At 63.1% G+C, this 22,934-nt stretch carries 15 protein-coding genes; 9 read left to right on the plus strand and 6 right to left on the minus strand.

The features are described from left to right. Positions 1–158 precede the first annotated feature (158 nt). The 4 genes from CHU95_RS03475 to CHU95_RS03495 all read right to left on the minus strand — a co-directional run bounded on the left by CHU95_RS03475 (position 159) and on the right by CHU95_RS03495 (position 9,577). Positions 159–3,854, minus strand: coding sequence for a reverse transcriptase domain-containing protein (locus CHU95_RS03475; RefSeq protein WP_094453775.1), 3,696 nt, complete (start codon positions 3,852–3,854; stop codon positions 159–161). A 154-nt stretch (positions 3,855–4,008) separates the two neighbouring features. Further along, positions 4,009–7,128, minus strand: a complete 3,120-nt coding sequence (locus CHU95_RS03480) for a DEAD/DEAH box helicase (RefSeq protein ID WP_094453777.1) — start codon at positions 7,126–7,128, stop codon at positions 4,009–4,011. Continuing rightward, on the minus strand, positions 7,125–7,562 hold the full coding sequence (locus CHU95_RS03485; protein ID WP_094453779.1) for a hypothetical protein: 438 nt from the start codon (positions 7,560–7,562) through the stop codon (positions 7,125–7,127). The genes CHU95_RS03480 and CHU95_RS03485 overlap by 4 nt, the downstream gene beginning before the upstream one ends. Positions 7,563–7,777: 215 nt before the next feature. Continuing rightward, positions 7,778–9,577 (minus strand): hypothetical protein, encoded by a 1,800-nt coding sequence (locus CHU95_RS03495; protein ID WP_094453783.1) that lies wholly within the window; start codon positions 9,575–9,577, stop codon positions 7,778–7,780. A gap of 808 nt (positions 9,578–10,385) precedes the next feature. Here CHU95_RS03495 and CHU95_RS22300 point away from each other — a divergent pair. The 7 genes from CHU95_RS22300 to CHU95_RS03550 all read left to right on the plus strand — a co-directional run bounded on the left by CHU95_RS22300 (position 10,386) and on the right by CHU95_RS03550 (position 18,830). Next, positions 10,386–12,470: a hypothetical protein gene (locus tag CHU95_RS22300; protein ID WP_165771985.1), complete on the plus strand. Its 2,085-nt coding sequence runs from the start codon at positions 10,386–10,388 to the stop codon at positions 12,468–12,470. A gap of 83 nt (positions 12,471–12,553) precedes the next feature. Next, positions 12,554–13,459 (plus strand): hypothetical protein, encoded by a 906-nt coding sequence (locus CHU95_RS03525; RefSeq protein ID WP_094453795.1) that lies wholly within the window; start codon positions 12,554–12,556, stop codon positions 13,457–13,459. After that, entirely contained in the window at positions 13,456–15,189 is a 1,734-nt protein-coding gene (locus CHU95_RS03530) for a hypothetical protein (protein WP_094453797.1), read from the plus strand. The genes CHU95_RS03525 and CHU95_RS03530 overlap by 4 nt, the downstream gene beginning before the upstream one ends. 25 nt (positions 15,190–15,214) lie before the next feature. After that, positions 15,215–15,991 (plus strand): hypothetical protein, encoded by a 777-nt coding sequence (locus CHU95_RS03535; protein ID WP_094453799.1) that lies wholly within the window; start codon positions 15,215–15,217, stop codon positions 15,989–15,991. Positions 15,992–16,065: 74 nt separating this feature from the next. Then, entirely contained in the window at positions 16,066–16,395 is a 330-nt protein-coding gene (locus CHU95_RS03540; protein WP_094453801.1) for a hypothetical protein, read from the plus strand. Between the two features lie 1,640 nt (positions 16,396–18,035). Continuing rightward, positions 18,036–18,602: a hypothetical protein gene (locus tag CHU95_RS03545; RefSeq protein WP_094453803.1), complete on the plus strand. Its 567-nt coding sequence runs from the start codon at positions 18,036–18,038 to the stop codon at positions 18,600–18,602. Between the two features lie 33 nt (positions 18,603–18,635). After that, entirely contained in the window at positions 18,636–18,830 is a 195-nt protein-coding gene (locus tag CHU95_RS03550; protein ID WP_094453805.1) for a hypothetical protein, read from the plus strand. A 9-nt stretch (positions 18,831–18,839) separates the two neighbouring features. On the opposite strand, the gene CHU95_RS03555 is transcribed toward CHU95_RS03550, so the two are convergent. Further along, positions 18,840–19,166 (minus strand): hypothetical protein, encoded by a 327-nt coding sequence (locus CHU95_RS03555; RefSeq protein ID WP_133065413.1) that lies wholly within the window; start codon positions 19,164–19,166, stop codon positions 18,840–18,842. A 623-nt stretch (positions 19,167–19,789) separates the two neighbouring features. Here CHU95_RS03555 and CHU95_RS03560 point away from each other — a divergent pair. Both CHU95_RS03560 and CHU95_RS03565 read left to right on the plus strand, forming a co-directional pair. After that, positions 19,790–20,755: a replication protein RepA gene (locus CHU95_RS03560; protein WP_094453821.1), complete on the plus strand. Its 966-nt coding sequence runs from the start codon at positions 19,790–19,792 to the stop codon at positions 20,753–20,755. Positions 20,756–20,806: 51 nt separating this feature from the next. Further along, positions 20,807–21,427, plus strand: coding sequence for a hypothetical protein (locus CHU95_RS03565; RefSeq protein ID WP_094453809.1), 621 nt, complete (start codon positions 20,807–20,809; stop codon positions 21,425–21,427). A 23-nt stretch (positions 21,428–21,450) separates the two neighbouring features. Here CHU95_RS03565 and CHU95_RS03570 read toward each other — a convergent pair. Then, positions 21,451–22,934 (minus strand): hypothetical protein (locus CHU95_RS03570; protein ID WP_207762357.1); only part of this gene is annotated, 1,484 nt, incomplete at its 5' end.

The following is a 22,934-nucleotide window of genomic DNA, read 5'->3' on the forward strand; positions in this document are numbered from 1 at the left end:
TCGGATGCCGGCACCCGGGCGTCTTTTGCGCGGCACTGTTGAACAGCCAGCCAATATTGCTCATGCGCAGCCCAGCTGAAGTTGAACCGGACTTTGGGAGCGATCCGTATGGATCTTCTGAACCATAACCACGTTGCAGTCTCTGCACTTGGCACTTTTTATCGCAAACAGCCTGCGGGTGGATACTTCCAACCATCTTGCTTTTCTGCACCAAGTAGCCGTCGCTCCTTCATGCCCTTGATGTTGTCGATCTCGAAGAACGAGATCGTGGCTTGGGGCTGTCCATGGGTATGGAATACCTGTCGCTCATAAGTTTGCCCCTTGGGGAGGTGGGCGTTGCTTCCGCCATAGGTTCCGTTATTCGCGATCAGGACGAGTTGATACATATGATAATGCAGCGCCTGCGCCATCTGATCGAATGTGCCGACGTCGAGATTAAGTGCTGGGATCGCGAAGACATCTGATCGATCGCGAAGATCGCTTGCCAATCTCAAATCGGTTGCATCGTAGCAGATGGACGCGGTGAGCCACAGCGCATCGCTGGCCGGATTTTTTGACCATTCATAGCCGACCAGCCATTGGCACGGCCGGAATCCGATTACTAGTTCAACTGACGAGTTGAATGGAAGCTCCATCGGAGAAAGGTGCTTCTTACCCTGTCGCCTGATGACAGTCTGCAGGCCTCGACCCTCCACTCTTCTCGGTATAATCCATAATGCGGAATTGATCAGAGGCTGGCCAGGAACGACGCGCTCGTAGACCATCCCGGCAAGAATAGTAGTCTTGAATGCCCGCGCGAACGGAACGAGATGAGTCGCGACATCGTCCGGATGTACCGATAGCTCTGGCAGGATCAGCCAATCCAAGCGCTTACTCGCCGGTTTGTGGGTTTCGCGTAGGTCCAGCATCTTCTCTACCGCAGCCAATGCCGTTGACAGATGTCTTCTGTGCTTCAGCCGAACATGCGGCGAATCCATTGCGAGATCGGTCTCTGAGAAGTCATTCTTCTCAGGCATGATTGATTGGACAACGCATGCCCTGAGCGGCCGGCCCTCCTGAGCCGTACCTGGGATCGGCGCGTTTACCTTGAGCATCAACGTGCCCGTTGCCGAGCCGACTGCGGCGTAGGCGTCATTCAAAGCGGCGCGAATCCGAGATGCCGTCTCCTCAAGTGTAAGTTGATCGGTTTTGCAGTTGCTGGTGCGGCAGCCAGGCCAGATGAGCAGGTCGAACAGAATATCCTGTGTGAATTGCGATATTGGCAGCCAATCGTCACCGAACGCTTCGTGTCCGTTGTAGAATCCGTACTGTCGCTGGAACCAATGTCCCCTCGTGGGTCGATAGACGGGCGCTGCCTCCTTCCAGGAGGAAGGCCTAACCGGAAGGCTGAAATCTATCCTAGCCGTCAGAATGAAGCGCAGCAGATAGCCGAGCTGGAACCTCCAGCGCTGGGATGCCGGAGCCCATGATGGCGCCTTGTAGATCGACGTGTAGGCTTGGGTGGTCTGAGCTGACATGAAAACCACCTGATCCACACGGACATAATTTCCGACATCACTCACCGCAATTTGCGTTGTGGAGGGCGTTATGACCTCTGGCACGTCTCCCCGTCCGACATGCTCTATGAACTTCTCGGCGAAGCTCAGAACGCCAATCTCGTTCCGCAGCGAGTTTAACGGCCCCTTGTCCTGAACGTACGATTGCAAGGAATGCATGTCGGGCGAGTTAGACCACGCGGCGATCCCCAAATCCTCGGCGATCCCCGCTGGCACGGTAAATTGGCCGTCGACAGTGTGATAAAGGTCTCGAGCGAACTCGATGTCTCGGGCTGCTATCTCAGCAAACCTGGCCGGAGTCAGCGTCCTTGCGACCAGTTCCACTGCTTTGTTCTTCGCCAGGAAAGATCGACGGGTGACGACTGCGAATATCGCATATTCCCGGTCCGACGACGGGTCTGGTCTTCCTGTCAAGAAGGAGAGGAGCCTCCAGTATGGTCGATTGGTCTTCGGAGATTTGGGCGGATCTATCGACTGAGGAGCATGCACGGCAATGTAGAGGAGGGCTTGCTGGGAGAGATACCATGGAACCTGGGCCGCCTCGCCGTTGGCTACCCGGATTGCAGACAGCAGGAGCAATGACCGGTATCCGACGACATCAACCGAAGCCGGAAGGCATTCACGATCTTCGATGAAGCCGGTTTCAGTAGCTCCAGCCCGAAAGATCTCCGCAAGGCAATAGTAGGCTATCTGACGGCTGCTGGTCGTTTTGATGCGCCCGTCGAGATAGGGCTCGATGAGTTTCAGCACTTCGGCCAACATTTGGGGTGAGGGCCAAAGGTCCAGGGCGACACGGAGCAGTCGCACATTGGACGGATCAGAGATCCACCGCTTGACGAGGATCAGTGCGAACGCGTGGGCTTCGTCGTCCAGTTCCAACTGCGAAAGCCGGGTACGTCGAAGCGACTCCTCGCCGAACTTGGGAGGAGCCATGAAGGGGCGATCGTCGAGGAGCGGCCTGAGAGAACGGAAGGTTTTTCTAAAGCGACCTGCGGCGAAGCGGCCGATCGTCTCGTCCTTGACGTCGGGCACTGCTCTCAGGCTCGCAGGACCCGACGCATCTTCGGTGTCACTTAGATTGATTTGGGACCGGACCAGCGCTTCGATCGCCTGTATTACTTCTTCTCCGCCGCTGGCGTCGAACCCGCCGGAGATCGCGGTCTGAATACGCTCCATTTTTCGAGATTGGCGAACGAGAGGCGTCTGTTCGCCGCCCACCGATGCCGTGGAGGTCTTTTCCATAGCGAGTTCCAGGCCGGGACATGTGCCGGTAAGCGTTTCTTGAAGCCAGGCAGTAACGCGTTTCTGAGCCTCTGCTTGCGAAACTTCAGGCACCACAGTGATGGTGAGCCTAATGTCATCGACATATCGACATGCGTCCTGGAGCCAGACTCCGTGGGGTATCTCGCGCCCAAGCTGATTCAGCACAGCTTGATCGAAATCCAGAAGCACTATGTTCGAGAAGAATCCGGCTGCCGCCAACCCTTGAGGAAGGGAGACCCCGGTGAACTCTGGTATCAAGGCACCCCGCTTATAGCTTTCAAACTGGCGTTGATCGGCGTTGGCCCAAGACCAATTCAGCACTTTGCAGGCGAGATCGAAGAATCCCCCGTCATCGTTGGGAGTCTGCAGTGCCCGTATCTTGGAGTGTAGTAGTTCCGGCGTCACTCTATCATAGAATTGCTTGAGGTCGGTCTGAACTATCAGTATCCGGTCCTCATTTATGAGCGTCGCCGCAACCGATTCCGGCCGGTACAGAAAGGACCGATAATCCTGAAAATAACCGCGATAGAGCTTGGATGAGCCCCAGCGATGGATCAAGCCATCACCGGCCTCCGCGTGATCGCAGAAGAGCCGATTGCCGTAGGACATCACCGATCGACGGACGGTGAGGGATCCGAAGTTGCCACGAGGATCTCCTTGCGCCGTTTCAGCCCGTTCGCTCAGGCAGAGCAGAAGCGCTATGGCGGCAACCTGATCGGCGAGTGAGACGTGGGCGAGCGGCCGCATTTTCGTCGGCCCAGATCGAGTGGATTTCCACAGCCCTTTGGCATCGAGCTGCCATCGCTGGCTCTTAGGAGCGGGAACGAGTTTCAGCTGGTCGGTCTCGTATTGTCCCGATCGGAGGCGCTCCGACAGTCGGAATATGAAATTCGGCAGGTCCGCTGCAGCTTGGTCGAGCTCCAGGGTGTCGGAGAACCAGTTATGATGGCGGATGTAAGCAGCAGCCTTCTTCCAAGCCTGAACGAGGACGTACTCCTGAGATATCTGATCGAGTGTCGGAAGAAGCCGCTGCACTTTCTCACCTGCTTAATGCGCCGCGCGTCTTGGCACGAGGCTCCACTGGTCGCGTTTCCTAGGATTATACACCGAGGTCGTCATGATGGGTGACGGAGTGCAGTATAAATCATTGTTAGCCGCCATAAGGACGGGCGGAGCTCGGAAAGGCTGGTTACCCACAAACCACTTGGCGAACGATGTCCTCCTGGATGCTGCCTTCCGCAGGCACTCTTAAATGGAGCAGAGAGCACGCGCCCTTTCCGTGTATCAGCAACCTTGAAATCGGGTTTGCCTCGCGCACGGTCAAGGCTCGCACATGGCCGATCACAATTGCGCATTCGCGCGCACGAGACAGCGCAACATTCATGCGATTCTCATCGAGCAGGAAATTTGTGTTTCCACCGCTGCGCGTCATTAACAGCAAGACGATGTCCGCTTCGCCGCCCTGTACGGCATCCACGGTCGTGGTCTGTACGCGGTGTTCCAGACACCGTCTACGAATCTCATGCTCGACAGCGACGCGTTGCGCTTGATAAGGGCAGATCACCAGACAAGCCCCATCAGTCGCAAGCGCTGCAACCAGTTCTACGGCCACCCGTCGCTCGAATTCGTTTTCGAGACTCTTACCCTGAACGAAACGATGTCGATACTCCGGCACATCGCTACAGTCCACTATCGTGAGACGCTGCCGGGTCAGTGCCCAGTCCGTGTCCTGCCGCGACGACTTCAGTCGGCCCTCGTAGAAGAGCTCGCTCACGGCTGCCCCGATTTTCGGGTGCATGCGGTGCTGGACGGCTAGCATAGCCTTGTGGCTGTCCGGTAAGGACTGGAACAGGTGGTGGAAATAGCTGTCACGCAGCAGCGCCTCCACCTCCTGAGGGTCGAGCCGGTTGGTGCCGTCGTCGCCTAGCATTTCCTCCGTCACGGTCGGCGGCAACTGCTTATGGTCACCGACAAGCACGAGGCGGTGGGCGCGCATCGCTGGCAGCAAGATTTCCGGCGCGAAAGCCTTACCGGCCTCATCAAACACTACCAAGTCGAACTCCTTGTCCAGCAACGCGAAATCGGCACGCGACATACCCATCGAGGTCACGGCATGCACCTCGCGGCCTGCCAGGATCCAGCGGCTGAGCGCTTCGCGCACGCCCCTGGCCAGGGTGCCGTCATCGCCCTCTATCAGCGCGCGCCATCCCGGATGCACGCCGCTCGCTGGCGCCAGCGCCGACGCGCGCCAACTCTCGATCAGGCGATCTTGCGAACAGTTCACCAAGCTGGTGCCTTCGATCCGAGAGGCCTGCGCCACATAGCGTACGATGCGCTCCGCCAGCCCCGGGGCCTCTTTCAACAACCGCTGCATCACCTCGTTGACCGCGACGTGCGTCGGCGCCACCACAAGCACGCGAGCGGGCAGCGGCTTGCCCGACGACTCCCAGTCCGTGAGGAATCGCCGCAAGAGAGCAACGACTAGCGTCGTCTTGCCCGTCCCCGGCGGGCCCCACACCGCGAATACGCCTTCATCGGCAAGGGCGGTATCGATGATGGTGCTGGGGGTGTTCGCGTGACTGCGCGTTGTATTCGCAGGACCTTCCTCCAGGTGGAACAGGTCGGCGCGCACCGTTGGCGACACGAAGCGTTTCTCCAACGCTGAGCCGGCGGAACGCGCCATGATCTCCTGCGTATAGCTTGCGCCGACCACGGCCAGATAACGCAAGGCGTGGGCGTCGGCGTTGGCATCATGAAACGAGATTTCGACCAAGCCTAAGGCGTCGTCAAACACCTTGAGCGCCCGCAGCGGCATCTTCTGGCCGACGGCGTCCACGCCTTCCACCCGCAGAGGCTCCGCGTCCGCTTCGAGCAGCCAAGCGGGAAGCGGGCGCTGCAGCACAATGCATCGTGCTGCCTTCCCCGCCCGCCTTCTGCCGGTGGCGAACACTTCCACGCGCGCATCGCGTTCCGCCATATCTCTCAGATCTTCAAATAGCACCTGCATCTTGCGCAGGTGTAATGCGGTATGGCGGTCCATAAGGTTGATGCGTTGGTTGGCAAGTTCCTCAGCCAGCATGTCCATGAACTCCTGGAACAAGCCTGGAGTAAGTTCCTGTTCGGCACCGCTGCCAGGGACGAAGACGCCCACTTCCGCATGGATGCGCACGGAGGTCGGTGGCCGCGGACCGGCATCGTCCACTGCCAGCAACTGGAAACAGTCAGCGCCTTCTTTGCAGCGCATGCGCAAAGCTACCTCTCCAACCTGGAAGACGAAGACACCCTGGTCCTGCATGGACACGCGCCAAGGGCGCGATAGGGCGCCAGATTTCTCGATACGGTCCCACGCTTCCTGCAGTTCGAGTAACTGTTCGGTCCTGCAGGCCAGCGGAATGGGGCTCCACTCCTTGGCCTCTCGGCGGACGGTGGGCGAGAAGCCCACGTCGAGCAGCTCCGTACCCGGGCGGGCACAAACCGCGCGGTCGATTTCCGCCCAGACCCACGGGCGACTAAAGACACTTAGAGGTGCACCAGGAGATGTATTGCCTCGGGGATCACTCCGCTCCAGCGGCAGTCGGAATTCGATGCGCGTCGGTGGGCCGCCCTCGACGCCTGTGTCCAGGCTCGGCGTGATGCTGACCCGCAATCCGTCTCGCATACGACCTTCGACAGTCACCTCGAAAGCCGTCGTTCCGTTGCGCGCCAGCCGCAACAGTTCCCCTCGCAGCGGGCACACGCTCGCAGTTCGGCTATGGTGGTCCACATCGTGAACTGCAACCAATTCGCCACAGTGGTTGCCCCGCAGCACATAGCCGCGATGCACCTTCGTGCCGGCTTCCAGCTGTAGCAACGCGCCGCGGGCAGGGTAGTCTGTCGGCATCTGCAGCCGTTCCAGGGAAAAAAGGTCCTCCACCCCTGTTGGCAAGCTATAGCGAAACCATTCCAGGTGCGCACGCTCGGCCTCGACAATGCCTACTGCGTGCTCGAGTTCCATAATGGTGCGTCGCAATGCGTTCTCGCCCACCGGGCGCAAGTGGTGGGCCGCCAGCGCAGATGCCTGTTTGAGCGCAGCGCGCAACTCCGGTTCGATCTGCTCTCGCATCTCGATTTCCGCAGCGATAAGGAGTCGGACTTGCGCCATCCAGGGGCCGAGCAGCGTGCGGCGCCGCTGCGCGTCGGCCGCAAGGATATCTTCCCGCTCGCGTTCCAGCTTCAGCAGTTCGCGCCGCTGCTCTTCCGTCTTGTCGCCGAGCCACCACTGGACGGCCATGGCGCCCATGCTGATCCCAGCCAGAGCCAGGTGGATCATTTCAGCCGGATCGTCGCGAGCGTTCTCAGGGATTCGTTGGCATCGGCTATGATGCGTCGGCGCCCTTCGAAGTCTGAAGATTGGCCGGCCTCGTCGATTAGCATTTCCAATATTTTGAACACGTATTCCTGGATCTCCTCGAGTTTGTCCAGTGCGTGGTGTCCGAGGTCGACTTGTAGCCGGGTAGTCTCGAGGGCCAGCCTTGCCTTCTCGATATCTGCATGCGCCTTAGCGATGATAGCTTCGCTATCCTTCTTCGCACGTAAATAGTCGAATCCTTTGCCGATTGTATTGAATGCATCACCCAATACCTTCACGCGGGCCACCGCCAGGCTGTTCTCCAATTTGGCCAAATCCAGTTCCTTCGGCCCGGTGTCACTCGCCGCCGCAGGCATGGGCTTGGTCGCCTTAGGTAGATTAAGTTTGCTAGCCATGGGGTATTCCTCCTAGTTCCTTCCATCCGGCCAGTGCGGTGCCGAGTTGCTCCCAGGCATCGTCTAGCATCTCCTGGACATTCTCCAGTCCCTCGCGGTTAGGAATGTCCTCTTCCAACAGGAGGCCCAGCCACACCGTTGCGTCCTGCATCAGCCTAGCTGCAAGGTCGACCAGTCGTCGCGCCGGATCGAGGCGGCCCCGGTGCAGCTCGGATTCACGTTGTATTAGCGCCGCCATTTTCTTCAGAATTTCGCGTTCCTGAACTAACCGTTGCTCCAACAGCGCGATCTCCTCGCGCACCGCGGCGGTCCTCACCCTCGTGGCGCTGTAATCCAGCCCGGCCTGAATCGCGCCGAGAACGTCCGACACTGCCGCCAGCAGTCCCAGGGGGCCTACCCGGGCGGGCGTTCTCACCGCCGTCCCGACCCCAGCCCTGGCCATGATCTCGACCGTTTTCGACAGGAATCGAAGTGCCTCGCGTGCCATGAAGAATCGCCTTGTTCCAGCCCAGGGGTTGCACTTCGATCAGCCTTCCGATGAATGCCAGTCTCCGCGCGAAGTCGAGAGGCAACACCGGCAGGATGTCGCCCGTTATGCATTGCATCCTAGTGTTTCTTTCCGGATCACTGTGCCAGAGAGTGCCGGAAGCCGGCTCGAGGTAAATTTCCTCGTCCTGTCGTTCCGGCACGGCATCCTTAGGTGTTTCCAACGTGACCTTCAGGCGCACGAGCAACACCACCCGCGCATATTCCCGGCAATGCGGCACGCGCTCCGGCGGCTCTCTTTCCGCGGTTGTAAAATGTCGGTACAAACCCTCGGTAAGGAAGGCCTTCGGTACCGACAAGGTCACGGGAATCGCATGATGCCCAACCTGCAGCGACACCCGCAACCACTGGTCGGACAGCGCTTCTCGCGTCGTTTCAGGACATGCGTCGGGCAGCGCCGTGTACAGGCCGCTCAAAGCGCTAGAGGTATCCGCGCGCAACCGCAGCTCCTGCACCTTGTCCTGTAAAGCCTCCACCGAACCGGGTACTCGCTCTGCCGGCTCCGTTGCAGCCGGCAAAAAACGGGCGTTTGTCGGCATGGCGCTCGCAAACAGAAAGCGAACAGGATGGCGCTTCGCGTCCGCCGCCTTGGCGAGAGCAGTCAACAGCGATTTGCCGCGTGCCGTCGGTATCCAGGATTTGGGTTTCACTAGTCCATGTTCGGCTAGCAGGTGCGCGATGGCGTGAACCGAGTCCGATGGCAGTCCCGTCTCGGCGACCAAGGCCGCGCAGTCCGCGCCGTCCGCCAGCCTCTCCAGGCACCACTGGCAGATTACGTCCACTTTGCGCGGCAGGCGCACATCCACGTGCATGCGGCAGGCGACCGCACCCACGTCCCAAGGCACGGTTTGCAGCGGCTGCGCCGGTACCAGGCAGAGGCTCGCTGCAAAGCTGCTGTGCAACTTCGATGGCGGCAAGGAATCCTCTAGTTCCGGAACGTCGATCCAATCGACCCGAACCTTGATGACCTGGCCCGCGATTAGGGCGTATTTACGCTCCGGGCCGCCAGTGAAACGCGCGTGCGGAACGAAGCCTTTCGCCTTGCCATATGATACGTCGGTCTTATCCTCAGCCGGCCGCGTCACTCGAACCTCTACCTCGTCGCCAACGGACAGAGTGGACAGATCGACCCGTCGGATCATCTCCTCGACCAACGTCTCGCTGCAGGTGTACTCGCCCGGCTTCGAACGGGAAGGGCCAAGCACAACAACCTGTAGTCGGTCACCGCGCTGATAGTATGAGGAGACATCGGCTTTCTCACGCGGTATGTGATAACCACCAACATGGCCAATGCGTCCGTGCGATATCTGGACCTTGTAGAACTTTGGCCCCACGTAACTGATGGAGCCGGTGACAAGATCACCGACCTCAAGATCGTTGCCTCGGTCTGTTATGGGCATTTCCGCGGTCGGGACCACGGACGGAGGGCCATTCAGGAAAAAGAGCCGGAAGATATCGAGAATTCCCATACAACCCTGACCTTTACAGTAAGCTCATAGGACCGCGCAGAACACGTCCGCAGCAAGATCTGGCTCAATTAGAGTAGGCATGTAAATTAATGAGCGCAATCTATTTTGTGAAAGTCAAGTAATTTTGGAAAACACTCTTATATCAATATCATGACATGATTACTTTTCGCATCTGACCGGCCGCTACATGGTTCACAAAGTACGCAGCCTCGTCGAACCAAAGGTCAAGCGTGTCTCAGGCGGGCGCGGTGTGGCTGAAGGTCGCGAAGCCTTGGCATAGTGGGCGCGTGTGGGCCAGCCTCGACTGTCTTCTTTCATATTCCTGCAGGCCCATGGCGCGCAGCGCCGGCGCCGAAAGCGCCGGAAACACCCGGGCGCGTCTGCGCCCGGGCAGCGAGAGGTGGCAACGGAAAAATCGGGCGCCCCCTGGAACATCCTGGACCGAGAGCACTTCACGCCTTCGTGAGAGCTGCCCGGTTGCCTCCCGAAACCTCTCCCGGCTGCTGGCCACCAAGGCAAGAATTTGCGCATCACCCCATAGCATTTGGTGTTTCAGGTACATGAAACGCCGTGCCATAGTTTCAGGGCTGCCTGAGGCCTGAGAAACCGACGGCAGTGCGCATCGAGCGCTCACACAGGGTCTCCCGCTATGTCGGGCGGCCCACGGAATACAACACCCTCACACGGCGTCGGGTCGCTCCCGGCGCTGGGGAATACGTGGGGCGCGTCTCCCTGTGTGCGCGTTTCTCAGCCGCCCGGCGCCAGCCGGCTGCGGATGGATGCGCTTGTCATGCCATAGGGAGACAAGATGACCGACACGCCCTTCGTGCCGTTGGAATCCCATGCTGCCGGCTGCCCGTGCTGCGCCGGCACATCCGCCGCCGACCAGTCAGAAGCCGCGATCGGATCGCCGCCGACGTCCCGGTTCCCGTCCGGCCTCCACCGCGTCGACGAGCTCGACCTCCGCGCGCTCCTGTACTACCGCGGCGCGCAGACCGCGGACGGCGTGTACACCTACGGCCTGACCCGTTGGAACGCCGACCAGATGGCCGGCAAAGGGCTTACGTACGACCAGGCGCGCAACTCCGACATCGGGGTCGGGACGGCGGTCACGCTCAACTACCATTTCATGACCGCCCTGCCGGCCAGCTTCTCCGAAGGAACCGTCTACGGGCCGGCATCCAGCTTCCGCCCGCTGAACGACGACGAGAAGAGGATCGTCGTCGAGGAGCTGACCAAGATCTCCAACGTCACCGGCATCAAGTTCGTGGAATCGACGAGCCCCGCAGGCAAGACCCTGTCGTTCGCGGTCACCGCCTTCACCGATTCCAAGACGTCGGTCGCCCGCGCATCCATCCCCGTTCCCTCATGGTCGCCGGACCGCATCACGTTCGGCGAAGGGGCCGGCGACGTCTACCTGGACCGGAGCTATGCGGACGGCCACGCGAAGGACGGCTTGTCGGTAGGGGAGCGCAGCAACCTGGCGGGGACGATCCGACACGAGATCGGCCACGCGCTTGGCCTGTCGCATCCCTTCGCGGGCCCGGTCGTCCTGCCAGATTCCGCCCAGAACCATTTAAACACCGCGATGGGCTACACGGACGCCAACGACATCCTCTACGGCATCATCGACGGGACCAGTTCCGGGACCTACCTCAACGCGACCATGGAAAGCCTGGGCGTCCTCGACATCCTGGCCCTCCAAAGCCTGTACGGCAAGAACACCACCTTCCGTTCCGGGGACGACGTCTATACCTGGGACCAGAAGGCCGCATTCCGGCAGGTCGTCTACGACACTGGCGGCACGGACACGATCGACCTCTCGGCCAGCACGATGAGGTCCGACATCGACCTGACGGCGGAGTACCTGTCCTCCATCAACATGCGCGTCACCGGCACCGAGATGCGGACGAACCTGCCGTCCTACTATACCGTCACCCCCCCGATGGTCACGTACACCGGCAAGGGCAACCTTGCCCTCCTCGGTACGATCGAGAACGTAAGGGGCGGGGCGGGCAACGACCGGATCAACGGCAACGACGTCGCAAACGACATTTCCGGCGGAGCCGGCAACGACAGCATCTGGGGCGGGGCCGGCGACGACAGGCTCTCCCTGGGCGCCGGCAATGATCGGGTGGTCGCCGGGTCCGGCAACAACACGGTCGACGGTGGGGCCGGCATCGACGTCGCAGGGCTGGACGGATCGGCGTCCCAGTTCCGCATCACCCGGGCTGCCGACGGCACGCTGACGGTCACCAGGGCGGACGGGGTCGATACCTATGCCGGGACCGAGTTCGTCCTGTTCAAGGACGGGCTGAAGCTCAACTGGAACGTCGGGGTAAAGTTGGCCGGAGGCTTCGACGAGAGCTACTACTTGTCAAAGAACCCCGACGTCGCCGCGGCGGTGTCGGCCAAGGCGCTGGCCAGCGGCTTCGACCATTACATCCGGTTCGGCCAGGCGGAGGGACGCTTCGCGGTCGACGCGCGGTCGGACCTTTATTTCGACGAGAACTTCTACCTGGCCGCCAATCCCGACGTGGCGGGCGCGGTTTCCGCCGGCAGCTACCGGACCGGCTGGGCGCACTACCAGGCGTTCGGGAAGGCCGAGGGTCGGACGGCGACTCCGCTCTTCGACAAGGCCTACTACCTCGACCACAACGCGGACGTGAAGGCCGCCGGCGTGGACCCCTGGTTCCACTTCATGAACTTCGGCTGGCGGGAGGAGCGCGACCCTTCTGCGTACCTGGATGTGTCAGGTTACCTGGACGCAAACGCCGACCTGAGGGCAGCCGGAGTCAACCCGGTCACCCACTACCTGATGTACGGCCAGGCCGAGGGCAGGCTGCTGGTGGCGACCGCCGGTATCGGGATCGACTGGACCTACGTCGGCTGAGCCGCGCCACCGTTTCCCTCCCTGCAATGAGATCGCCGGCGCAGGACGCAGCGTTCCGCCGGCACCATCCATAGGAGAGCAACATGAAGAAGTCCGCCGCGACGGGCGTCGCGCTCGTCATCGTCGCCGGGCTGTCCGCTGCCCCGGCGGCCCGGGGGCAGGCGGCGCCGCCGGTCGTCACCGCGATCGACGGCCGGCCCATCGACGTCCTCGGTGCGCTGCCCGGCATGACGCCCGAGCAGGTGCGCGCCGTCCTGGAGCCCCAGGGCTTCGTGGTTAAGGACGAACACCGGAAGGAACTGAACTACAGCCAGAACAAGGTCGTCGTCTGGACCTCCCCCGAGTTCGTGTCCCGCCTGATCCTCGAGAAGCCCGGCGCGGCGCCGGCCGAGGAGGTGACGGCGGAGTTCACCTCGGGCGTCAGCGGCAACCAACTGGTGGCCGCGACCCGGTCGTACGACTGGACGTCCGGTAGGACGCCGCTGAACTGGGACCTCAAGCCTGCGAACGACTACGTCGTAAAGACCTGGGGCAGGCACAGCGGCTTCCACATCCCGGCGGACGACGCGCACGTCGTCTACTGGTACAGGTTCATCGACGGGAGGACCACGACCTGCCCGAGGACGCCGGACGGCATGAGCGAGACCTGCTACGAGGGCGGCAACCTCGGCGGGCCGCACGTCCTTGACGAGTACAGCCGGACCAGCGACGTGCTCATGCGGGTTGCCATCTGGAACCACCAGGGAAAGGTCCTGCGCTTCGAGCAGCTGGTCGACGACTTCCAGCGCCGGGACGCCGCGCGGGCGCTGGAGAAGGCCGAAGTGGAAGCCAAGGCCAAGCAGGTCCTCTCCGGCGGAGACAAGCCGCCGCCCAAGCCCAGGCCGACCTTCACCGGCATCGACGTGCCGAAGAGCGTCCCGGCGCAGGGGAGGGCGGACAAGGCGGCGCCGGTGGAGAACATCCCGACCGGCAGGGACGGCGGGAAATGACGCGGGCGCTGCGGGTCGCCGCGTCGCCCCTGGTGTGGCTGACCCTGGCGTACCTGGCCTTCGAGCTGTCCTTCTCGGCCCGCCTGCTGGACGCGGCGGCGACGGCGGCCGGCATCGGCGACATCCAGGCGCTGGAGCAGGTCGGGCGGACGCTGTCCGGCATCGCCCTGGGCCTGGTGGCGGCCGGCGCCCTGCTGCGCCGCGAACGGCCGGCGGGCCTGGGACGGGCATGGGTCATGGGCGCCACCGCCCTGATGTTGCTCGGCCTCGCCATCGACCTGAGGGTCGGGTCGGAGAGGCCCACCCTGGCCGCGGCCGGCCTGGCCTGCGGCGGCGTCGCCATGGTCATGGTCAAGCGCCGGGGCCGATGGGACGCCGACGTCGGGGCGCTGGTCCTGGCGCTGCACCTGGTGGCCAGCGTCGCCGCCATGTACGCCTTCCAAGCCCACTTCGTGGAGGCCCTGGTCGGGCGGCTGGGGCCGGAGGACCGGCGCGCCGCGGCTGTGCTGGCCGAGGCCGCCGACCGCTTGACGGCCTGCCAGGTGCGTGTGGACGAGATCTTCCTCTGCGACGGCGCCTCGACGCCGTCGGGGAAAGCGTTCGCCGCGATCTTCCCGCTGCTGGCCATCGGCCTGCCGGACCTGGACCGGCGGGTGATGCCGGCGCTGGAGCGGCTGGGGGCCCGGAAGTTCACGACGGAATGCAATCCCGGCGATGAACGGTGCATCGGCACGCCCGAATACTTCCTCAACGAGGTCTGGCTGCCCCTGGTGGCAGCGGTGCAGGGCGGCACCTGGGCGGACTACCAGAAGCAGGCGCTTGCCGGATGGGCCCGGCAGGAACGGGCCTGGGACGACTACGCGAAGAAGCTGTCCAGGCGCGGCTTCGAGCCCGGCACCGTGCCGCCGGCCCACTGGGATCGGGTCCGCCGCGAGCTGCGCAAGGAGGGCATCCAGGTCGCGGACGACTGGCGGCCCTTCGACCGGCAGGGCTTCCAGGCGGCGGTCGACGCGCAGGTCGAGCGCAGGCTCCGCCAGGCGCACAAGGAGAAGGGCCTGGGGTCGGGCTCGACGCCGATCCAGGACTTCAAGGTGTTCTTCGCCCAGCCGGGCATCCAGCGGGAGATCCGCAGGGTGCTGAACGTCCCCGACGGGAAGATGGCCTTCAGGCCGGTGGTCGACCCCGCCGCCGTCGAGGCGGAAATCCACGGCCCGCTGGTCAGGGAGGCCGTTCGCGAATACGCGCGGGTGATGGGCAGCGCCCCGGAGGACTTCGCCGAGGGCGGCCGCCACGGGGAGATCGGGACCCAGGCGGCCCACCGGGTGGTCGTGCCCCCCGTGGCGCTGCTCTTCTCGCTGCTGGGCGGCGGCGGCCACCTGCTGAAGCTCCTGGTCCTGCTGACCGGGACGGTCACGTCGAACGGCGCGGCCCGTGCCTTGGTCAGCATGGCGATCGTCGGGGCGCTGGCCTTCTGGCCGACGACGAGGCCCAACGCGGTGGTCGGCACCCAGGCCTACGCGAACCTGGACGCGGCGGCCGCCGGCTTCGTGGCCGGGCGGATCGGGGAGGCAGGCGGGCGCGCCGCCGCCGGCCTGCTGGAATGGACCGTCCGCGCGCAAGACGTCTTCTACCCGGTCAACGAGGCGATCCGCACCAGGCTGCTGCGCGGGATCGCGTTCGGTTTCGGCGGGCCGGCCAAGGGCCCGCAATCCACACATCCACCAACGTGACAACCACGAGAAAGGTCGTACAGTCATGGACAAGACGAAGTTCCTCGCCGCAAGCCTGTTGTGCACGGCCCTGCTGACGGGCTGCTCCAAGGAGCCTGCCGCAACCGAGCAGAAGGTTGCCGGATCCACGCCGGCTCCGGGAACGCCGGCTCCGGCCACCGAGGCACCCAAGGCCGCAGCGGTCGTTCAAGTCGCGAAGGCGGACAGGTCCAAGCCTTTGGCTGAGTACCAGGACCTGAAGAGCGGCCGGACGGTTATGTTCGCCTACCTGTCGGTCGACACGCTGCCGATCGACTACGGGAAGATCGCCGGACTGGTGTCTTCCGAATACGCCAGCTCGCAGGACGAGTTCCGCAAACACGACCTCATGGCCGCGCTGAAGCCCGGCATCGACGCCGAGATCGCGAAGGCGCGGGCGAACCGCTACTACCGCATGGAAGGCGAGGTGGAGGTCGAGAAGTACGATTTCGTTTCGAAGTCGTTCCAACTGGGGACTTTCAAGGACTCCGATGCCCAGATGTATTTCAACGACATCCAGAACTACAGCGTCGGGTTCGCGAACGCGGAGCAGTTCCAGCGGCTGAAGGTCGAGGACGAGGCGCAGGCCCGCCGGGTAGAGGCCGTGAGGGCGGAGACCGCCGTGGGCGGCAACCCGCTGCAGAAGGCCTACGCCAAGCACAAGCTTTTCCTGTCCATCTACCTCTTCGCGTCGGAAGCCAGGCTGGGCCAGCCGGTGCTCATCGCCGAGATCGTGCGCGTGCAGTTGAAGGACGAAAAGGGCAACGTCCTGGCCGAGATGTGAGCGGGGGATCCCGCCGCGGGCAAGCCGGCGGGATCGTTCCGGTACCGTGACGACACAATTGGAAGGTGGATCCCATGAAGATGACGACGATGGGCGGCCGCATGCTGGCGGCGGTTTCCTTGCTGGCCCTGGCCGGCTGCGGCGGCGAACCCAGCGAGGGCGACATGCGCGACGCGTTGCAGGCGCAGATCGACCAGGCGAACAAGATGGCCGCGGCCTACGGCGCGACGGGGGCGAAGACCGTCCTGGAGGACTTCAAGAAGGTGGGCTGCGCCAAGGCAGAGGGGACGGCAGCCTATGCCTGCACGGTGACGGTGCGGATGAAGGGGCCGATGGTGGATGCGTCCGGGACGACAGAGATGAGGTTCGCGAAGGGGGAGGACGGGTGGGTGGTCGTGCAGTAGAGGGGCGAGAGGCCGAGAGCCGGGAAAAAGGGGGTGAGGGTGCGGATGTGCGGAGGTGCGGGGGTGCGAGAGCGCCCCGGGGGGCGCGGGGGCGGCGTGCGTCGCCCCTGAAGCCCCGGCGCTGGCGCGCCGGGATCGAGAGGTGTGTGAGTGGGGGCGGAGGCTGGCCGGGGAGGGAGAGGGCGGAAACGTGGCCTGAGAGGGACGTAGGGCTTGGCTTGGTCCTCGGAGGTGGTTTCGGTCGTCAGGGGTGGGAAGAGCGAAGCTGGAGCGATCTGAGGGGCTATTTCGGGGAACCGGGGGCCGGCGGCGGCGCGCGGGGGTCGGCCGGGCGGGGCGAGAGGCGGGCGCCGGAGGCGCCTAGAGGGGCAGGCTACGCTGGGGAAGGGCGGGACGCCTGCGGAAGAGGGGTGGGGGCTGGGTTTCGAGAGGGTGCGCTGCGGGCGCACCCGGCGCGAGAGGTGGGGAGTGTGAGGGAGTCTGGCCTGAGGGGGTTTTGTTGGTTACCCCCGCGAATACCCCCACTACCCCCAACGTACCCCCAATGTTTGGGGGTACTGACAGCGCTCTTTAAGCCATTGTTTTATATACATTTTTTATAAGAAAAATTAGATAGATAGATAAATACCCCCAAACCCCCAACCTAATATCCCCCCCTACGCGCGGGCGCTCGACGCGCATGTGCTCACGCGTATGCGCGTCGCGTCCGCGTCGCGCGCTCGCATGCAGATGTGTAGCTTCGGAATTTTTGGGGGTGATGGAAAAATCGCCACCAAGCTATTGATATTAAACGTCAAAAAGTACCCCCAAGTGCAGGGGGTAGTGGGGGTAATTCGCCCTATTCCTATTCAAATCATACTAACCAACTGATTAGAAAAAGATTTTCCACAAAGTGGTCAATTTCAGCCAGGACGCGTCCAGATCTTAAGCTATTGATTTCATTGAGTTCAAAAATACCCCCACTTCTGGGCACCGACGATAACACGAGGCGCCCCCAGGCCAGCTCAAACCCCCGGTCAGGCTCCACCCCAGCCAGAATTCTCCGCGCGCGTGCGCGCGAAGCCACCAATCGCCACGGGGAAATCGCCAACCCCCACGTCCCCCTGCGGACGCCCGCCCGCCGAAACTCACCTCACCTCTCGCACCTCGGGGCGCGGAGCGCCCCGACACCCCGGCGCGCAGCGCCGATGGCCGGCCCGCGACTTTCCTCCTCGCATGCCAACCCACCACCCCCGCGACGGCAACCGCATCACGGGTTCCGCCCGTCCTGCCGCGGAACTGCTATTCAGCCCACCCTGCATCCCGCCCAGCCGAAGTCCCAGGCACCGCCCCCGGCCAACCCTTTCGCAACCATGAAGGCATCCAGGACAAATGTCCGCCCGGTCAAAGCACCCGGCCAATCGACCTGAATACTATTCACGTCATTCTCAAATTTTCCCATCCAATCAGACTAAATGCACCAATAAGACAATTGTCCTTCAATAAATCAAACAAATATCCCTGCTCTTCCTTCGGGTTTTACATTGAACTCCCCTGTCGATTCTGCTATACGGCTGCTTCGTTTTCCTGCCCACCCGGGGTTGCCGGGCACGCGGGAAACGCGTGTCCGGACTCCGGCCAAACCGCTGGAGCCCCGACAGATGACTTCCCCCGTACCGACCATCCCCGACCTCCCCAAGCCCGTGCCGGCAATCGCGGCGGTCGTCGCCGTCGACCTCATGTTCTCGCCCGGGTCCGACTATTCGGACCTCAACGGCTACACGGCTATCATTGACCCCGCCATCGTCGACCTCGGCACGCTGCTGCCTCCCGTCGGCCCGAACACGGCCTATGTCCGCGTGGTCGACGGGGACACCGGCCGCTACCTGCAGGCCGACGCCGGCATCGCCGCCTTCAACGAAGGCTTCTACCTGTCGGCCAATCCCGACGTGGCCGCCGCGGTCGCCGCTGGCGAGTTTGCTTCCGGACGGGAGCATTACGACGCTTACGGCTGGCGGGAAGGGCGCGACCCGTCCGCCCTGTTCGACGTCAGTGCTTACCTGTCCGCGAACCCGGACGTGGCGGCGGCCGGCATAGACCCGGCCCGACATTTCAGCCTCTTCGGCCTGGCAGAGGGGAGGGACGCGTGGCGGGTCCATTCCGTGCAGGAAGGCGCCGTCTTCTATCCAGATCCGAGCGGGGACCAGGGCTTCGCCTGGCTGCTGTGACGCGCAAGTCCAGCCTGCCGGGGAGGTGGCACCATGTCGTCCATGCTGTCCTTCGTCTTCCGCGTGGTCGACGTAGCGCTGACCACGGCCTTCCACGTCCTGCGTCTGGCCGCGGTCCTGGCCTTCCTGGGCTGGCCCCTCGTCGTCCTCGTGGCGACCGCCAACCACGCGGGCACGGTGGCCCGCGCCGCAGCCAACATGAAGGCGGCCATCCTCGTCTCCCGGTGAAAGCCGCCTTCACCCCCTGCGCAGGGCCCGCCAAGCCGCGAGCGCCACTACCCTGTCGCCGGCCATTTCCCGCCGCAGAACGGCCCGCCCAACCTCCGCCCTTTCGGCGTAGGCGAGCGCCTCTTCGATCCACTGCTCGTCGTCCTCGCCGGCGGCCCAGAACTCCATGTCGGGTTCCGGCAGCCACAGCCCGTCGTCCTCCACCTCCGACGCGGCGTCCAGCTCGTCCGCCCCGCCCGGCTCCGGGTCACGGAGGAAGTGCCCAGCCTCCTGCATCCTGGCCATGACGGCCAGCGCGTTGCGGATGCTCGGCAGTCGGACGACGTTGTCGGCCATGCTCGCTCCTGTCTGCTGTTTGGGGAGTGTCAGAAGATTCCTATCTGCATTCCCTATATATGCCATGCCGTTCGCCGCGTCAGGCCCCCCCACCGCTTTCCCGCCCGCCGGCACCCCGGACAGTTCGGAATCCTCTGACGCCTCTGCCCGCGGCGCTGACGCATTGAACCCGCCCGGTTCGGAATCTACTGACACCGCCTGCCGGCGCAACGCGCCCCCCCTCGGCCTCTCGGAATCTACTGACACCCGCGCTTTCGCCGATTCCCCGGGATGTTCGGAATCCTCTGACGCTCTGGTGCCCCGATTCCCGCCCGGATTCGGAATCCTCTGACATCCCGCCCTCCCCCAAGGAGTAAGGAATACTCCCCCGAGCCGTAAGGATTAGGAATCCTCCGACGCCCGTTTAGGAATCCTCTGACACTCCGCACCCTTCGGGACTCGGCGGAATCGCTCACGCCGCCCGCTTATCCACAGGAATCTACTGACGGTACTAATAGTGTTTTACTAATAGCTATACCTAGTAGGTGTCAGAGGATTCCGATCTAGACATTGATCCCCGGTCGGATATCGTCTCAGACAACAAAACATGCATTCAGGCACGCAGCCGGAACGGGATGGGCGACATGGCCGACCTCGACGACATCCACACCCTCATCAGGTCACATGGCGGCGACATGGACAAGGTCCGTGAGCTGCGGCCCACCATGAGCAAGGCGCAGCTGAACCTGCTTGAGATCGCCATCGGGATGATGTCGGAGGAGGCGGGGGGCATCGGCATCTCGCATTCCGGCTTCGCGCTGACCTGCCTTCCCCACAAGTCGATCGACAAGTCCGACAAGCCCCACCTGTGGCGCAAGCCTGGGTACAAGACGACGCTCTTGGTACAGTCCGGCTACACCGAGGCGGGCGACCTGGTCGGCATCCCCTTCGGCAGCCGGGCGCGCATGATCCTGGTCTACCTCCAGACCCAGGCCGTTCGGAACAACAGCCCCGTCATCGAGCTGGGACCTAGCCTGCACGCCTGGATGAAGAACATGGGCGTGTCCAGCGCCGGCGGGATGACCTACAAGCAAATCGCGGAGCAGGCTCGCCGCATCAGCGCCTGCACGCTGACCTTCCTCACCGGCGATGCCACTACCGAGATCCGGTCGAACGGCGCGTTCATCGAGGACAGCGTCCTCAGCTTCCGGGCCGACGACCAGAGCCAGCCCCAGCTCTGGAACGACCAGGTGAAGCTGCACAAGCGTTTCTTCGACGACCTGCGCCGCCACCCGGTGCCGATCCTTGAGAGCGCGCTGCGGAACATCGCCAGCAACAGCGCCGCGATCGACCTCTACATCTGGCTGGCCTACAGGCTCCACGTCCTTGAGGAGCCCAAGCTGATGCCCTGGCCCGCCCTGTTCGAGCAGTTCGGCGGCGGCTACCAGCACCTGCGCCAGTTCAAGCAGCCATTCCTGGACAGCCTGAAGGTGGCGATGGCGGCCTACCCCGAGGCGCGGGTGACGCTGGACGACAAGGCGCAGGGCATCGTGCTGCACCCGTCGCCGTCGCCCGTGCCGAAGAGCACGCCAAGGCTGGCCGTGGCCTGACGGAAGGCGTTGGGACTCGGAATCTACTGACACTTCGTTTCGGGAGCGGCGATGGCAACCCTGACGGAATGGCTTGCCGTCAACAACCAGCTGTCCGGCTGGGCCCAGGCGCTTGCGACCTTGATCACCGGCCCCCTTGCCATTCTCGCGGCGTGGCTGGCCTTCCGTGGCGCCCGGATGCAGGCCGACGCGGTGCTGGAGACGCAGCGCTTGCAGCAGGCCATGGCCCTCGCGCGCGGCCTCCAGGCTGAGGCGATGGACAGCTTCGTCCGCCTGACCGCGACCAAGCACCGGCTGGAGGAGGCGGATCCGAGGGAGGAGTTGGCCGACGTCGTGGTGCCGCTGGACCTGGGCTTCTACGAAGCAAACCTCGGGCAGATCGGCCTCCTCCAGCCCGACGACGTCCACGTGGTCATGTCCGTGTTCAAGCGGGCCGTGAAGTACCAGTCGGAACTCGAAGGGCTCCTCGCCAAGTCCCCGACCGTCGGCCAGACGGCACGGCTGACTTCCCTGTCCAAGCTGATGCTCAGCCTGGTCCGCGACATGCACCTCGCCTACGTGGGCCTTTCGATCAGCGCAGGGTCCACTCACGAGGCTGCGCTGGCGCAGATCAAGGCGTTGGAAGAGGATGCCGAAGAGTATCAACGCGAGCGCAGGAGCCTGAAGGGATAGCTCGAGCGCATCATTGGAACTCGCTATTTTCCATCCATGTCAACCATACCGGGGCTCATTAGCACCTGGATGTTGTTTTCCGCCGCGATCCGAGAACCGAATGCGTCCAAGTCCTGGACTGCCGGACAAACTTCCAGCAATTCGAAGCCTGTCGAAGCGAAGGCATCCGGCGTTCCCGCAGTTCGTTCCAACCCAACCTTGATGGCGAACGACACGCGCACCCCGGCAAATTCCATGCTGTCGAAATATAGGGCGTGGAGCGAAGTTGTGTCTCTCACGATCGCGACGGCGTCGAATTCGAGCCGTGCCAGCGTCTTTGGATTGAAGGCCATGTCGAGCACCGCCTGCACGGGATAGGCTGCCCAAATGTCTGCGATCGAGAATTCCACCGTCGGCGATATGCCGGCGGATTCCAGTAACCGGCCCCAGCGCTCCACGAAGTCCAGCAGTCGGGGAAGCTGCTCCTGATAGGGACCATCCAACTCGGGCGCCGGCACCGTCGGTGTCCTGGTTCCATGGAATTCCAGTTCGATGGTAGCCTTGCCGTCGGCCAGGTAGCTCAGGCCGCGAAGGAATTGGATCCAGTTCTCGAGGCTATGCCGAACATTGTCGAAGTTCCCGACGCTCTCGAATTGGAGGCCGTAGTCACGGAACAACACCGTGATGCACGGATGGCGTATCACGAGCGTCGGCCCACCTTCTATGAGCGGCGCGAACGCTTCGCATCTGAACAGGGCGGCCGGGCGCAGCGGGCCGGCTCGGACTATCACGGCGCACGGCCCGACAGGGAGAGGGGTGATGGTGAATTCCTCGATCCCGTCGAACAGCGACCCGCGGTAGGGCAGGCGCATGTCGAAACGGCGATCGTAGGCCTCTATCTTGATAGGTTTCAGCGGGACCAGCCCGCAAAGCATGTTCGTCAAGTGGTCCGGACTTTCGATCCAGACCTGGACGTCGGCCTCCAGGCTGATGCCGGAATAGCCGAGAGTCGCAAGCTGGCGGTGCTTTTCGTTGCTGTAGGCTGCGACGTCACCGGGGCAGATGCTGGACAGGGCATCCCTCAATCCCTCGGCGTCCGGATCGAACCGGACGCCCTTCCTATAGTCGAAGGAAATCGTCATGTGGTTGACGTCCTTCCGCTCCTTCAACTCGGCTGCCCTCAGCCTTTTCAGCACCCTCGCCAGCTCATCCCCCAGGAGATGGATGAGGTACCCTGCCACGGGTGTCCCGTCCTTGCGCATGCGAAACACCACGATCGCCGCGGGACTGCTGTCCTTCGCGAGGCGTTCGATCGAGGAAAGGCGGGCCGTCACGAGCCCAGCACCGCCGGCCGTGCATTTCAACTGAACCATGCAGGCGCGCGGCATCCGTTGGTCGAGGTTGGTTTCGGCGGTGGCATCCATCGGGAACTCTACCCTGAAGTCCCAACCGGTCCGGTCGCGTTCGGACTTTTGGCACACGAGCTTGTGAGCTGGACCCGTATGGCTGGACAGGTTTGGTCGGTCGT

The organism is Niveispirillum lacus, assembly GCF_002251795.1.
GTDB classification, from domain to species: Bacteria; Pseudomonadota; Alphaproteobacteria; order Azospirillales; family Azospirillaceae; genus Niveispirillum; species Niveispirillum lacus.